General features: G+C 66.3%; 12 protein-coding genes. 5 read left to right on the top strand and 7 right to left on the bottom strand.

The genetic code is table 11. The features are described 5' to 3' along the window. Positions 1 to 48 precede the first annotated feature (48 nt). On the bottom strand, positions 49 to 1,029 hold the full coding sequence (locus ACYQOP_RS26235) for a substrate-binding domain-containing protein (RefSeq protein ID WP_461225079.1): 981 nt from the start codon (positions 1,027 to 1,029) through the stop codon (positions 49 to 51). Positions 1,030 to 1,104: 75 nt separating this feature from the next. Between ACYQOP_RS26235 and ACYQOP_RS26230 the strand changes: the two genes are divergently transcribed. From ACYQOP_RS26230 to ACYQOP_RS26215, 4 genes are all read left to right on the top strand, one after another. After that, positions 1,105 to 1,800 carry an ABC transporter permease gene (locus ACYQOP_RS26230; protein WP_461225503.1) on the top strand — a complete coding sequence of 232 codons (696 nt, stop codon included), beginning with the start codon at positions 1,105 to 1,107 and terminating at the stop codon, positions 1,798 to 1,800. Then, positions 1,797 to 2,528 carry an ATP-binding cassette domain-containing protein gene (locus ACYQOP_RS26225; protein WP_461225077.1) on the top strand — a complete coding sequence of 244 codons (732 nt, stop codon included), beginning with the start codon at positions 1,797 to 1,799 and terminating at the stop codon, positions 2,526 to 2,528. Before ACYQOP_RS26230 ends, ACYQOP_RS26225 begins: the two co-directional genes overlap by 4 nt. Continuing rightward, positions 2,501 to 3,337, top strand: a complete 837-nt coding sequence (locus ACYQOP_RS26220; protein ID WP_461225075.1) for an ABC transporter substrate-binding protein — start codon at positions 2,501 to 2,503, stop codon at positions 3,335 to 3,337. The genes ACYQOP_RS26225 and ACYQOP_RS26220 overlap by 28 nt, the downstream gene beginning before the upstream one ends. 139 nt (positions 3,338 to 3,476) lie before the next feature. After that, positions 3,477 to 4,025 (top strand): hypothetical protein, encoded by a 549-nt coding sequence (locus ACYQOP_RS26215; protein WP_461225073.1) that lies wholly within the window; start codon positions 3,477 to 3,479, stop codon positions 4,023 to 4,025. A gap of 79 nt (positions 4,026 to 4,104) precedes the next feature. On the opposite strand, the gene ACYQOP_RS26210 is transcribed toward ACYQOP_RS26215, so the two are convergent. The 5 genes from ACYQOP_RS26210 to ACYQOP_RS26190 form a co-directional block, all read right to left on the bottom strand. Beyond that, a complete protein-coding gene (locus ACYQOP_RS26210; RefSeq protein WP_461225071.1) occupies positions 4,105 to 4,806 on the bottom strand; it encodes a TerC family protein in 702 nt (233 codons plus the stop codon). 163 nt (positions 4,807 to 4,969) lie between these two features. Further along, positions 4,970 to 6,223, bottom strand: coding sequence for a molybdopterin molybdotransferase MoeA (locus ACYQOP_RS26205; protein ID WP_461225069.1), 1,254 nt, complete (start codon positions 6,221 to 6,223; stop codon positions 4,970 to 4,972). Further along, a complete protein-coding gene (gene mobB, locus ACYQOP_RS26200; RefSeq protein WP_461225501.1) occupies positions 6,207 to 6,746 on the bottom strand; it encodes a molybdopterin-guanine dinucleotide biosynthesis protein B in 540 nt (179 codons plus the stop codon). Before mobB ends, ACYQOP_RS26205 begins: the two co-directional genes overlap by 17 nt. Before the next feature lie 11 nt (positions 6,747 to 6,757). Then, positions 6,758 to 8,752, bottom strand: coding sequence for a molybdopterin biosynthesis protein (locus ACYQOP_RS26195; RefSeq protein WP_461225067.1), 1,995 nt, complete (start codon positions 8,750 to 8,752; stop codon positions 6,758 to 6,760). Next, complete coding sequence (locus tag ACYQOP_RS26190) at positions 8,749 to 9,834, bottom strand: molybdopterin-binding protein (RefSeq protein ID WP_461225065.1); 1,086 nt, start codon at positions 9,832 to 9,834, stop codon at positions 8,749 to 8,751. Before ACYQOP_RS26190 ends, ACYQOP_RS26195 begins: the two co-directional genes overlap by 4 nt. A gap of 218 nt (positions 9,835 to 10,052) precedes the next feature. On the opposite strand from ACYQOP_RS26190, the gene ACYQOP_RS26185 reads away from it, so the two are divergent. Beyond that, the gene (locus ACYQOP_RS26185) at positions 10,053 to 11,315 is read left to right on the top strand and encodes a c-type cytochrome (protein WP_461225499.1); all 1,263 of its coding nucleotides are present in this window, start codon (positions 10,053 to 10,055) and stop codon (positions 11,313 to 11,315) included. A gap of 288 nt (positions 11,316 to 11,603) precedes the next feature. On the opposite strand, the gene ACYQOP_RS26180 is transcribed toward ACYQOP_RS26185, so the two are convergent. Next, on the bottom strand, positions 11,604 to 13,646 hold the full coding sequence (locus ACYQOP_RS26180; protein WP_461225063.1) for a 4Fe-4S binding protein: 2,043 nt from the start codon (positions 13,644 to 13,646) through the stop codon (positions 11,604 to 11,606). Between the last annotated feature and the right edge of the window lie 100 nt (positions 13,647 to 13,746).

Here is a 13,746-nt window from a genome sequence, read left to right as displayed (position 1 = left end):
AGGGCCGCATCGCCTCTCGTCCCTCTAGGATCACTCGAATGATCTCGCTCACGCATAACCCGGTGTGGTTGCAGCGCGATGGTTTATTGCTGCTCTGATCGCCTCCAAGCGTGGCAGGCCAACGAACGACCTCACGGCGAGGAAGTAGGTTTCCTCACCGAGGGGAAGATATGCGAGACTGAAGCGTTTCGCGATGGCGCGGGTGCCCATTCCAACGTCCGCTGCACCTGAAGCGATCAAGGCCGCGACGGCCTGATGCGTGAACTCTTCCGTCTGGTAACCTTGTATGTCTGGCCCGTTGATGCCCGCTTCCACGCATAATCTGTCAAACCATATCCGTGTGCCCGCACCCCGCTGTCTGTTTACAAAGCGGAGACCGGTAGCTGCTAGGTCCGCGATGGCGGAGATTGCGAAGGGATTGCCCGCCTCCATCATGAGGCCCTGTTCCCGCCGTAGAACCGGAAGGGCGATCAGGTTCGGATCAGCTAGAACGTCAGCGAAGATCGTGCCCGGCTCTGGGACCGCTGCGCCGAAATGAAACCCCGCACCATCGACCTGACCGTTTTTCAATTGTGCGAGGGCATCCGTGCTCCCAGCAATCGAAACCGTTATGTCGCCCATGGCGTGAAGCGCATCCAGCAACACTGAATCGTGGCTCACTGCCAATGCCAGGGGTGCGGCCGCAAGGCCTGACAGAACGGCGAGGGCGATCTCTAATCGCCTCTCTTCCACCCCGATGATCTCCTGGCTCGCTCGCGACGCACGACAGAGTGCCTCGAGAAAGACAGTGCCGAAAGATGTTAGAACGGTACCGTGGCCCTTCGTCTTGCTAATGACTGGCTGCCCAAGGATATCCTCCAAGAGGGTGAGACGGCCCCACGCGGAGCGATAGGACACGTGCAGTCGCGTCGCTGCGCCTTGAAGCGAGCCTTCCGAGGCGACCACATCCAAGAGCGCCAGCGTTGGGCCAAACGCGATGCGCCCCTTCGCCACCGAGATGATGCCATCGACAAACAACTCGACCTTCATAGGCACGTCGTTTCCTATTGAACTATGCTCCCCGGCGATAGCATGACGGGTTCGGTCGCGCACAGCATTAGAGCCATGCTTCAAACCCTCCAGGAGACGCTTTCGCGGCTCGCAGCCCTCGATCCAGCCGTAATCGCCATCGCCGGCCTTTCGCTCCGCGTGAGCTTCTCGGCGGTCGGTCTTGGCACGTTGCTTGGAGTGCCGCTCGGTGCCCTTGTCGCCGTGTCTCAGTTCCCGGGGCGAAGGCTCGTTGTGGGTCTGCTCAACGCAGCCATGGGCCTACCGCCGGTAGTTATCGGCCTTGTCCTGTACCTCATCCTGTCTCGTTCCGGCCCATTCGGCAGTCTCGGTTTGCTCTTCACGCCGAGTGCGATGATCGCGGCACAGACCGTCCTGGTTGTCCCACTGATCGCTGCACTCACGCGCCAAATCGTAGCGGATGCGCAAGATCACCTTGGCGAGCAACTCAGCTCTCTTGGCCTCAATGGATCACAGCGCGCCGCGATCCTTATCTTCGATACGCGCTTCTCGCTGGTGACAGCGCTTCTTGCCGCTTTCGGCCGTGCCATATCGGAAATTGGCGCCGTCCTCGTCGTCGGCGGGAACATCGACGGGCATACCCGTACCATGACCACGGCCATCTCCCTCGAAACGCAGAAGGGAGACCTTCCCCTTGCCCTGGCGCTCGGTGTCGTCCTCATCGCCGTCGTCGTCGCCGTCAGTGCCGTTGCCTCGTTGCTCAGGTCTTACGCGATGCGGGCCTATGGATGAGCGCCGCACTCCCTCTTGTGATCGACGGATTGTGCTACCGAGCCGGAAATATGCCGATCCTCAACGGTGTCGATGTGGCGGTGACAGCGCCCGGCATCACGGCGATCATCGGTGCGAACGGTGCGGGAAAGACCGTGCTTTTGCGCCTCATTGATGGGTTGCTTGCGCCCACGAGCGGCACGATCAGCATTGGCGTATCTGCGCATCCTCGACCAAGTACCGCATTCGTCTTCCAGCGGCCCGGTCTCATCAGGGCGAGCGCCGCCGCGAACGTTTCGCTGGCTCTAGCGCCACTCAAGCTAAGCCGGCGCGAGCGACACGACCGTGTGCGGGCGGCACTGCATCACGTCGGACTTTCGGAGAAGGCCGGAGCACCTGCTACGCGGTTGTCGGGGGGCGAGCAGCAGCGGCTCGCCCTCGCGCGAGCTTGGGCAACAGCGCCCGATCTCCTCCTTCTCGATGAGCCCACCGCCAATCTCGATCCGGCCTCCTCTCACGCCATCGAGCATCTCGTCGTGTCGATGGCCGAAGCCGGTACGAAGGTGGTCCTCGTTTCACACAACCTCGGCCAGGTCATGCGTCTCGCCGAAGATGTCGTCGTCCTTGCCGCTGGACTCGCCGTTGAGCACGGGCCTGTCCGCAGCACTCTCTCATCCCCACACTCGCCGCAGGCGCGAGCTTACCTCGCTGGAGAAATGCCATGGACCGCCTTCGCCGCTCTGCCCTGAGCCTCGGGCTCTCCATTGCCGTCCTTGGTCTGGCGACAGGCCCAGTTCTGGCCACCCCCCAGGAGACGATCACGGTGGCGTCCACCACGTCCACCGAGCAATCCGGCCTGTTCAAGGATTTGCTGCCGAAGTTCACGCTGGCCAGTGGGATTGCCGTGAAGGTCGTCGCCCTCGGCACCGGGCAGGCACTTGATGCCGCCCGACGCGGTGATGCCGACGTCGCCCTCGTCCACGACACCACCGCCGAGGAGAAATTCGTCAGCGAGGGATGGAGTACGAAGCGTTATCCCGTGATGTACAACGATTTCGTCCTCGTCGGCCCGAAGGACGATCCGGCCGGCGCGGCCGGCGCCAGCGTCGTCGAGGCCCTGCGCAAGATCGCCGCCGCCAAGGCACCCTTCGTCTCTCGCGGTGATCGCTCGGGCACCCATACCGCCGAGCTGCGCTACTGGAACGAAACCGGTCTCGATCTCGGCGCGGTACGCGGCGATTGGTACAAGGATGTGGGTCAGGGAATGGGGCCAGCGCTCAATACCGCATCGGCCTCCAATGCCTATCTGCTCACCGACCGGGGCACTTGGCTGTCATTCAAGAATCGTGGTGATCTCAAGATCTTGGTCGAAGGCGATAAGCGTCTTTTCAACCAATATGGCGTGATGCTCGTGAACCCCGAGAAGCATCCACACGTGAAGGCGAAGGCGGGACAAGCCTTCATCGACTGGCTCGTTTCCACCCCGGGGCAGAACGCCATCGCTGCATACCGGATCGGGGGGGAACAACTCTTCTTCCCTAACGCGGGAGCCAGATGAGCCTTGGCTCCTATCAAATGCGCAGTGCGATCGGTCGAACCGCCATTGCCCGCCCTTGACACCCCTCTCGGCCGTCGCACTTTCTCCTACTGAGTGTTTCGTCACGTATGCGACGGCTTGGCCTTGGGAGGGCCGTGACATGATGAGTTTCCGTATCGTAGCATTGTCCACCGCAGCGGGGACGGCGATGGCGTCTCTGCTGCCGGTCGTTGCCCTGGCCGAACCGACGGGCAAGCCCGCTAATATCTGCAAGGAACTCACCGCGTTCCTGCATGCGCCCGCTGGGGCGGCACCATCCGGTCAAGCTACGAGCCAGACTAGCACAGCGGTCACGGCACCCGGCTCCGGATCGCAGAAACCTTCTGGCAGTGAGACACAGAAGGATTCGGGCCTCAGCGGCCCTACCGCCCCGAATGGTCCCGGCGCGGCCGGCCCCCAGGGAGCGACACAGAATGCCGCTGCGCCTTCGGGCGCATCGGCCCCAGCACCCGCTGCCGCCCCCGCCGCACCACCGCCCAAGGCTGCGAGCGCCGAGTTCATCGAGCAGGGCGATACCGCTGCGGCTGCCAATGACATTGCGGGTTGCCAGCGGGTCGCTCGGCAGATCCGCCGCGATGGGGTCGTCATGCCGCCCCCGCTAATGGCTCTGGCTGCCCTGGATCTCAAAATCCTCGAGACGGCGAACTGAGATCACCCCAAACAGAATTTAGGAGCTTTGCGAGATGAGAGGCCCCCTGACAGGGGCCTCTTCTCGTTCGTGATGCGTCTCACAGATGGCCGTGGCCGGCGACTGTCCGAGCCGGTGCCGCGATGCGCTTCCAGATGAAGGCCGCGGCGACGACGATGACGGCGCAGATCGCAGCCGCGATCTGATGGGCGTGGGGCACCGAGGCCACGTGTGCGGCAATGTAGGGATCGGTGACGATCATTTCCCCGGCGATCCACCCGAGAAGCGCCGCGCCCGCCCAGATCACCAAGGGGAAGCGCTTCAGCAACGTCGTGATAAGCGATGCGCCCGCGACGATGAGAGGGATCGAGAGCAGAAGACCGAAGACGAATAGCGACACCTCGCCCTTCGCAACGGCTGCGATGGCAACGACGTTGTCCAGGCTCATCACCGCATCGGCGATGGCGATGGTCCGTACCGCTTTCCATAAGGTTTTGCTGTCGCCGACGGCATGTGCCTCGTCATCCTCGCCGAGCGCGAGCTTCACCGCGATCCAAAGGAGAAGCAGCCCGCCACCGATCCGAAGGAACGGTACCGCCAGAAGATGAGTGATGATGACGGCGAAGAGGATGCGAAGCCCCACTGCCGTACCGGCCCCGAGAAGGATCCCGGTGCGCCGCTGCTCCGGGGGAAGGGATCGGCAGGCCATGGCGATGACGACCGCATTGTCGCCGGAAAGGAGCAGGTCGATCCAGACGATCTGCAGCACCGAGACGAGGAAGTGCGAGTCGAGGAAATCCATCGGCGCTTTCGATCAGGTCGGAGGGGCAGGGAGTCGGAACGAGCGGTCCCCCGCTCGAAAGCGGGGAGCATGCGGTCTCGAAGGGCACCCGGCACATCGTACCGAAGCCCGTGCAATGCAAGCTTCAGTCACGCTTACGGGTATGAGGACAGGCGATTCCGCGTCAGTACAGCATCCTGTGCGGATATACCTCGATCGTATCGCCAGGCTCGATTCGGGTAATCTCGCCCGGGAGGCCAGCCAGTGCATCACTGCCGGTGAGTGACGAGAGGATACCTGCCCCATCGCGGGGGAATTTTACCGCTTCGAGAAGTCCATCGGCGGCGCGCTGCAGGCTTACCCGTACGAATTCCAGGCGGCCAGCCTTCTTGCGATAGGCAAAGGTGGAGCGGACGGGAATGCCTAATGGCGGAACGAAATCTTCTCCACCGAGCCGCGCCAGGAGCGGACGTACTACGAAGAGCAGAGTCACGTAGGCGGCGACGGGATTGCCCGGTAATCCCACGAAGGGTGTCCCCTGCACGAGGCCCATAGCCACCGGCCTGCCCGGCTTGATCCCAAGGCGCCAGAAAACGAGGCTGCCGACGGTCTCCACGGCCGGTTTCACGTGATCCTCCTCACCGGTGGAGACACCGCCGGATGTAAGAAGGAGATCATGGGCGGACGCCGCCTCCGTGAGGCGTGCCGCGAGAAGAGTTCGGTCATCGCGTAGGATGCCGAGGTCGCTCACCTCGGCGCCGAAGCGTTTCAGCAGGGCGACCAGCATCACCCGGTTGGAATCGTGGATGGCCCCCTGCGACAGGGCGCCCTGCGGCTCGGCCAGTTCATCGCCGGTAGAGAACACCGCGACCTTCAGGCTTTTCCGGACGGTCAGATGCGGGCGGCCTATGGCGGCGGCGAGTCCGATATCCTGCGGGCGGAGTCGACGGCCGGCCGTGATGATTGTGGTGCCTTTTGCGACATCCTCTCCGGCGAGCCGCCGGTTCGATCCGCGCTTCAGACCGGGGGGTAGGACCACCTCGGTGCCCTCGACCGTCACGTCCTCCTGCATGAAGACCGTGTCGGCGCCGTCCGGCATTCTGGCGCCAGTGAAGATGCGGACCGCGCTCGGCCCGCTTCCCATCTCCAGACCGGCTTGGCCGGCGGCGATCCGGCCTTCCACGGGCAGCCGCGTTTCGCCGTTGGGAGCGAGGTCGGTGTGGCGCAACGCGTAGCCGTCGACGGCGGAATTATCGAATGGCGGCAAGTCGATAGCGGCGATGACGTCCTCCGCCGCGATGCGTCCGTCCGCCTCGTGGAGCGGTACGGTCTCGATCCCGGCAACCACCGGAAGCCGCTCGGCGATCAGCGCCAGGGCGTCGTCCACGCTCATGAGCTGCCCACCGAAGGCGAAGCAATCGTCAGTTAGCTGCGCCATGGCCTCCGAGCCTGTTCAGGACGACCTCGATCGGCTCCGCCATGACCGCCACGAGACCGGCGATTCCACCGACATTGTCGAGGCCTATCACCGGAATCCGAGCGTCGGGGAATTCCGCATCCGTCGCAACGGCGACGATGTTCTCGTCCTGCGGATGAAGCGGTGGACGGCCGTTGGCGTTCCGATGAATCTCGATCTTGAGATGCCCCTCGCGCTTGAATCCTTCCACCAGCACGAGGTCGCAGGGGCTGAGGCGGCGCAGCAGGTCGGCCAAGCTCGCCTCGGCGCCGTCGCGCACTTCGTGCATCTGCACCCACCGGGCCGCCGACGAGATCAGCACTTCGGATGCGCCGGCCTGCCGGTGCCGGTGGGAATCCTTGCCCGGCTGGTCCACGTCGAAGGCGTGGTGCGCGTGCTTGATCGTCGAGACCGTGAAGCCGCGGGCGATTAGTTCGGGAATGAGCTTGGTGAGAAGTGTGGTCTTGCCCGCCCCGCTCCAGCCGGCGAGGCCGATGACCCGCATGGTCCGGTCCGTCATGGCTGGGCCTCCGGCAAGGAAAATCCGAGTTCGGCGAGAAGCGCCCCTGTTTCCCGCTCGGCGAGCAGCGCGAGGAAGGCGGCGAGAGCCGGCTCCTGCGCCCGATCTTCGGCATAGGCGAAATCGTAATGCTCGCTCACCAGCGGCAGGAAGCCGAGGCCATAGGCACTCGCGACGCTCTCGATGGCGACACCCCAATCGGCTCGGCCTTGGGCGACCGCGGCGGCAACGGCGTTGTGCGAACGTGGCTGGTTCCAGTAGCCGGGAGGGCGGGTCCCGTTCAGAAGCCCGTCGATGAGGAGGCGTGTCCCCGAACCGGTGTTGCGGCTCACCATGATCGCGTCGGAATCGAGGAGGAGCGCCGCGACGGCACCCGCCGCGTCGCGTTCCGCGAACCGGCTGTCGCCGGGGCGGAACACCAATCCCTGCATCCGCGTCCAGCCCTCGGCGAGGCGCAAGGCTGGGGTCAGGAACGGCGCATTGTAGCGGCCGGTCGTGGGATCGAAGAGATGCATCGAGGCGATCTCGCACTCGCCCCGCTTCAGGGCGGCGAGCCCCCCGGAGGAGCCGACCCAGATGGTGCGTGCCCGGATGCCGCGTTCGGCCAGGCGTCCGACGAAGGCATCGAGCCCGACGCAATGGCTGCCGACGATGGTGAGGTCGGGGGCGCGGGTGCCCGCGCCGATCCGCGAGAGGCGCACCGGCTCGCCGGCGTCCAGCCCGGCCCGCGCGGCGGGAATCGCGAAGAAGCCGTCGGCTTGCGAGAAGGCCGTCACCGAGCCGGAACCCTTGGACAGCGGAACGGCGACCGGAGCGTCCCGCCCATGGGCGAGGGAGGCCATCACGAATTCCATGCGCCCGAGTTCTGAGGGGATGCGCCGGGGCAGCACAGCTTCGACGCTCTCTTCCTCGCGCGGGGGAAGCCCGGCCAGCGAGCGGATCAGGGGCACGACGAATTCGTGGAAGGTGAATATCGCCGAGGTCGGGAAGCCGGGCAGGACGACGATGGCCTTGCCCTGTGCCTTGGCGAGGCAGAGGGGCTTGCCGGGCTTGAGCGCGACGCCGTGGACGAGGATACCCGGCTCGCCCAGGCGGGAGAGGATGCGGTGGGACACGTCGCCCGCCCCCTTCGACGTCCCTCCCGAAAGGACGACGACGTCGCACTCGGAAAGCGCCGCGCGGATGACGCTTTCGAGAGCGGCCTCATCGTCCGCGACGATGCCGAAGGGCACGGGTTCGCCGCCATTCTCGGTGACCGAAGCGGAGACGATGGCGCCGTTCGAATCGTAAATGCCGGCCGCCGGCAGGGTCTGGCCCGGTGGCGATAGCTCGTCGCCGGTGGAGAGCACGGCGATCCTCGGCCGGCGCACCATCTCGACCGCATCGAGGCCGCAGGCGGCCAGCATGCCGATCTCGCGCGCGGTGATGACGGTGCCCTTGCGGAGAACGGTCTCGCCGCGCGCCATATCCGACCCGGCATAACCGACGAACTGTCCGGGCGCGGCCGCCCGGTCGAGGTCGATCGCCATCGATCCTCCGCTGGACGCGATTTCTGTCGCCTCCACCATCACCACCGCGTCGGCACCGCGTGGAATCATGCCGCCCGTGGCGATGGCTGTCGCCGTACCGGGCTCCACCGCCAATCGGGGAGCGACGCCGCAGGCGAGGATCTCGTGGTTGAGGCCGAGCCGGGCCGGTTCGGCCTCGCTCGCGCCGAGTGTGTCGGAGGAGCGGAGTGCGAACCCATCGACGAGGGCTCGGTCGAAGGGGGGCACGTCGATGGGCGAGGCTACATCCCGCGCCAGCGCGCGGCCGAGCGTTGCGGCGAGCGGCACACTCTCGGATGGCAGCGCCACATGCGGCACCGCCGCGCGAAACCGCGATGCGGCCTCGTCTCGGCTGACCACATGAAGAAACTGCTCCTGACGGGCCGCGCGCGACAGCCTCGCCAGGAAATCCTCGTTCGACTCCGATGCGTCGAGACGCTTCACAGGGGCATGACCTCGATCCACTCCCCCTCGGGATAGCCTTCCCGCTCCGGCGGCACCAGAACCGCGCCCCAGGCGTGGATCAACCGTCGCAGCGGCAGATCCGCTCCGCCGAGAGGTTCCACCCGCTCGTTCTTCAGGCCGATAAAGACGATGTCGCTCATTCCAATGGTCGAGGACATCTTGCGGGCGAGACGCCCCTTGGCCCTGCCGGGGAGGCTCGCTCCGGAGAGCCTCGCCAGTAGGGGACGCCCAAGGGCAAGGAATGTCGCGAGGGCAGCGTCAGGCCTGCCCGGTAGGAGCAGGACCGGGACAGACCCGATCGAGCCGAAACCGGCGCTGTCTCCCGGACGAAGCGCGATGCCATGCGCGCCGAGCCGGCCTCGCCGTGCCAGGGCCTCGGCGCTGTGGTCATTGCGGCCGAAACCCGTGCCGCCGACGACGAACACCGCGTCCGCCCCCAGGATGAGCAGCGCATCGGCGATGGACTCTCTTTCGCGCGAGCATCGGCTCGACGTCACCCGAACGCCCGCCTTCTTCGCCAAAGCCGCGATGGTGGATGCGGAATGGCCCCCGATATCGAGGATGTGAACATGCGGCACGCGGACCGCGACTATGTCGATCCCGCTGGCACCGAGAGCGAGAGCAACGAGCGGCGTCAGCCGTTCCCCCGAACGCGCCAGAACGTCTCCCCAGGCGATCTCCTGACCGATGCCGGAGACACCTCCGCCCGGTGCCGCATCCGCCACGATGTCCCCGTCGGTGTCGATTGCGTCAGGCGGCAGAATCGTATCGGTGCCCGGCGGCATCGCATCGCCCGTGTCCAGCCAGGGTGGAGGCGAGAGCGGCGTCACCGGCGCATAGGCCGAGGCACCCGTCACAGTGCTGCCGGCCACGGCCCAGCCGTCCCGCAGCGCGCGCGGATGCGTGGGTAAGTCGGCGGGGGCGACGACATCCGCCGCGAGAACGGAGCCGATCGCATCGCCCACCGGCACGGCAATGGCGCTTACCGGCTCGGCGACCAGAAGCTGCGCCAAGGCGTCGTCGAGGGGCATCAAGGCCGAAGTCGCGGACCGAATCGACATGCGCCGTGACGGATGCGGCATTGCGAGCGGCTGAGCAACCCCGCCTGCGGCGCATCAGCCGAGTGGTAGCCGGAAGGGAAGACAGGTTGCGTCGCCGCGTCTAATTCTCAACGTCCTCAATCCCGTAAGAGAGCGACGGCGTGGCGCGGATATCAGGGTTGTCGGTTCGACCTCGGCTCTCTCGACAGACGATCCGCCGCGTCTGGCCGATCTGCGCGATGCTCCTCGTCCTCTCCGCACCGCTTCCGGGCTCAGCGCAGCTTCGCGGTCATGGTGGTCCGGTGCGGGCGCTGGCGATTGCCCCGGACGGACGCATCGCGATTTCCGGCGGGTTCGACCATTCCGGCATTCTGTGGGCGATCGACCAGGGGACGGCCCTCTCGGTCCTTCGTTTCCACGACGGTGCGGTGAATGCCGTCGCTGCCCTCGATGGCGGCCGCTTCGTCACGGCCAGCGAGGACGGGCGCATCGCCCTCTGGCAGGCCGGACGCCCGGAGCCCGTCGAGATCTTTTCCGACCATGCCGGACCCATCGTGGCCCTCGCGGTCTCGCCGGACGGGTCGAGCCTCGCCTCCGCTTCCTGGGATGGCACGGCGCATATCCGGTTCCTCGCCGGCGGGCCGGTGCGGGTGCTGCGGGGACATGCGGGCAACGTCAACGCCGTCGCCTTCCTGCCCGATGGCAGATTGGTCACCGGGGGCTATGACGCCACACTTCGAGTCTGGCCCCTCGCCGAGACCGATGAGCCACCGCGCATCGTTCAACTCCCATCGCCGGTGAACAGCGTGGCCGTGGCCGGGGAGGGCGAGATCGTCGCCGCCGGTGCGGATAGCGTGGTCCGCTTCCTGTCCGCCGACGGCACCATCCGCGCGTCGGTCGACCTCGCCACCAACCCTGTCATCGGTCTCGCTTTGTCTCCAGACGGGCGGTGGGTCGCCGCTGCCACGGTGGCCGGCACTGTGGCCATGATCGACCGTCGCGCGGCCAAGGTGGCGTTCAGCCTCGTAGGGCCGGGACTGCCGGTCTGGTCGCTCGCCTTCCGGCCGGACGGAACCGAATTGCTGACCGGGGGCGGGGACAGACTGGTCCGTCGATGGAATGCCGGGACGGGCGAGCCCATCGGGTCGCTGTCGATGCCGCGGCCGGTGGATTCGCTGGCGGCCTTCAAGGGCGATCACGGGGCCGAGGTCTTTCGCGCCTGCGTCGCCTGCCATACCCTGACGCCGGAGGACGGCACGCGAGCCGGCCCTACCTTGAGCGGCGTGTTCGGTCGGCGTGTCGCCACCGCCGAGGGATACACGTTCTCGCAGGCACTGAAGGGCCTCGACATCGTCTGGGATGCGCGGACCATCTCGAAACTGTTCGAGATCGGCCCATCCCGCTACACGCCCGGCACCAAGATGCCCGAGCAGACGATCAACAACCCGGACGACCGCGAGGCCCTGGTGCGTTTCCTCGAGAGGGCGACGAAGACGCCGTGATCAAAACGGGAGTGAGACGCATCACAAATCTCCCCGTCTCGGTAGGTTCTTGCCCGGAGCAAGACGGTGCAGCGGGCTATTTGCAAGACACTTTTTGAGTTGCTTTCCAAGGCTTTACCTCATCCTGAGGTGCCGCGTAGCGGCCTCGAAGGAGGGCTCCAGAACCCACTTAGCGAACTGGAGGGCTCCTTCGAGGCCCGCTGACGCGGGCATCTCAGGATGAGGTGACTGGATGGGATGATCGACTCTGGCAGGAGTATCCGCTGAGCAATCCAATCAAACAGGGTGTTACGCGCCGCCGCTCCCGCTCGTTTCCCGCGCCCGGAAGTAATCCTCGGAGGTTCTCGGCTTCGACCGCTCCGGCACCGTATGCGGGTCGAAAGCCTCGTTCACGACGACTTCGACGCGGCAGGTGTCGCACATCATCAGGGTACGGATCCTGGCCTCGCCGGCACTGCCTCTGAACATCCAGTGGCGGCCCTGAAGCTTCTCGATGACCCGCTCGATGCTGCTGCGTGTGCCGAAGGGCTTGCCGCAGGACACACAATCGAACGGCTCTTCCTCCTTGACGATACGGCGCGGCTGGCTCCAGGCGGCGAAATCCACCTGCGGCTTCAAAGAGATGACATCTTCCGGGCAGGTGGCGGCGCAGAGCCCGCATTGCACGCAGAGACTTTCCTCGAATGCCAGCAGCGGCCGGTCCTGACTGTCACTGAGGGCATGGGTCGGGCAGGTGCCGACACAGGCGAGGCACAGGGTGCAATCCTCGGTGCGGAAGTCGAGACCGCCGAACGGCGAACCGGCTTCCAAGGGGACGACGGCGACAGGGGCTGGGGCGGCTACATGCATCTCGCGGAAGGCGAATTGCAGGACGTTGCGCTTGGGGCCGACCGGCATGAAAGCCGCGGGCACCGGCGCGGCTGTGCCGAGATTTCCGGTCGTCAGCGCGGAGCCCAGCTTGTCTGGATCGTCGGTCTCGATGAGCGAGACGACGGGCGTCCCATCGGCCGAACCGTAGCCCAGCGCCCCAGCGAGGGTATCGGCAAGGTGAGCCATCCGGCGCAGGGCCGCGATGTCGTGCTTGGGACGGTCACGGACGAGGAGGCGAATGCCCACGGCGCCGTAGGCCAGGAGCGCCGCGGCGGCCTCCGGGCCGAGTTGCGTGACCTCGTTGACGGCGACAGGAAGCACGTTGGCCGGCAGGCCGTCGCCGTAGCGGGCCAGCGCCTCGATCAAGGGCTCGCCGTGCTCAGCATCGTGGAACAGCACCATGCCGTTCCGTCCCCCGGCATCGTGATAGGCACGCATCAGGGTCCTTAGGCGGCGCATCAGCCCGTCGGCGGCGGGCAGGGCGTAGGCCGCCGCACCGGTGGGGCACACGGAGGCGCAAGAGCCGCAGCCGGCGCAGATATAGGGATCGATGGCGACGTGATCGCCTGCGGGCGCGATGGCGCCGGTCGGGCAGACTTCGAGGCAGCGCGTGCAGCCGGTGATGCGCGAGCGTGAATGCGCGCAGAGATCGGCCTGGAAATCGATGAAGCGCGCCTTCTCGAACTCGCCGACGAGATGGGAGATCGTGAAGATCGCCCGCTCCACGGCGGCCGGGTCACCGGGATCCGCCCGGACATAGCCGCTGCGCAGGTCATGCGCGGGAAAGAGCGGCGTGCCCCCCGTCAGGTCGAGCACCACGTCGCAGGTGGAGGTGGCGCCGTTGCGCGACGGGCCGAAGGACAGGGATTGACGGGATGAGGGGCTCGGCACCGCGTAATCGTCGATGCGCAGGGAGAACGCCCCGAGATGCCCGCTCGCCGAAACGACACTCCCCTGGAGCACGGGAAACTCGTGCCGGCGCGGCACCGGTACATCGCGCGGGCGGCTCAGCAGAACCGTCACGTCGAGATGGTCGGCGAGCCGCCGCCCGGCCTCGATGGCGACCTCGTCGCGTCCGTAGATGAGGGCGACGCCCTGGCTCACCATCGCGACGGTGCCCGGCGCGGGCGTCGTCTCGGCCGCGGCGGCTAGCAGTGCCGCGATCTTCGGTCCGGCCGCATCGGCCTCCCTCGACCAGCCCGCGTTCTCGCGGATATTGGCATAGGTCACGCGGGCTTCCGCCCCGGCCCCGGCGGCAATATCGGTGAAGAGGGGGGCTTGCAGCGTGCACGAGACGGTGACGGGCGCGCCCTGTGCCAGCGCGTCCTCGAACCGGGCGATCTCACGCCCGCACAGTTGATCGGCGGTCTCCAGGCGGCCACCGCACGCCTTGCCGATCGCCTGCCCGTCGAGGGCGACGGTCTCATCGCAGGAGCACGCGAACACGATCCGGTCGGACAATGATTTACCCCGAACGTTTGGTCACAGCGGCGAGGGTACCAGCCCACTCGCGCTCAGGTTGGTGCATCGTATACTATAACGGCTCGAAACTAGGACCCGA

The sequence above is a fragment of the Methylobacterium sp. CM6247 genome (assembly GCF_054817925.1).
This window is presented reverse-complemented; position numbering and strand designations above follow the sequence as displayed.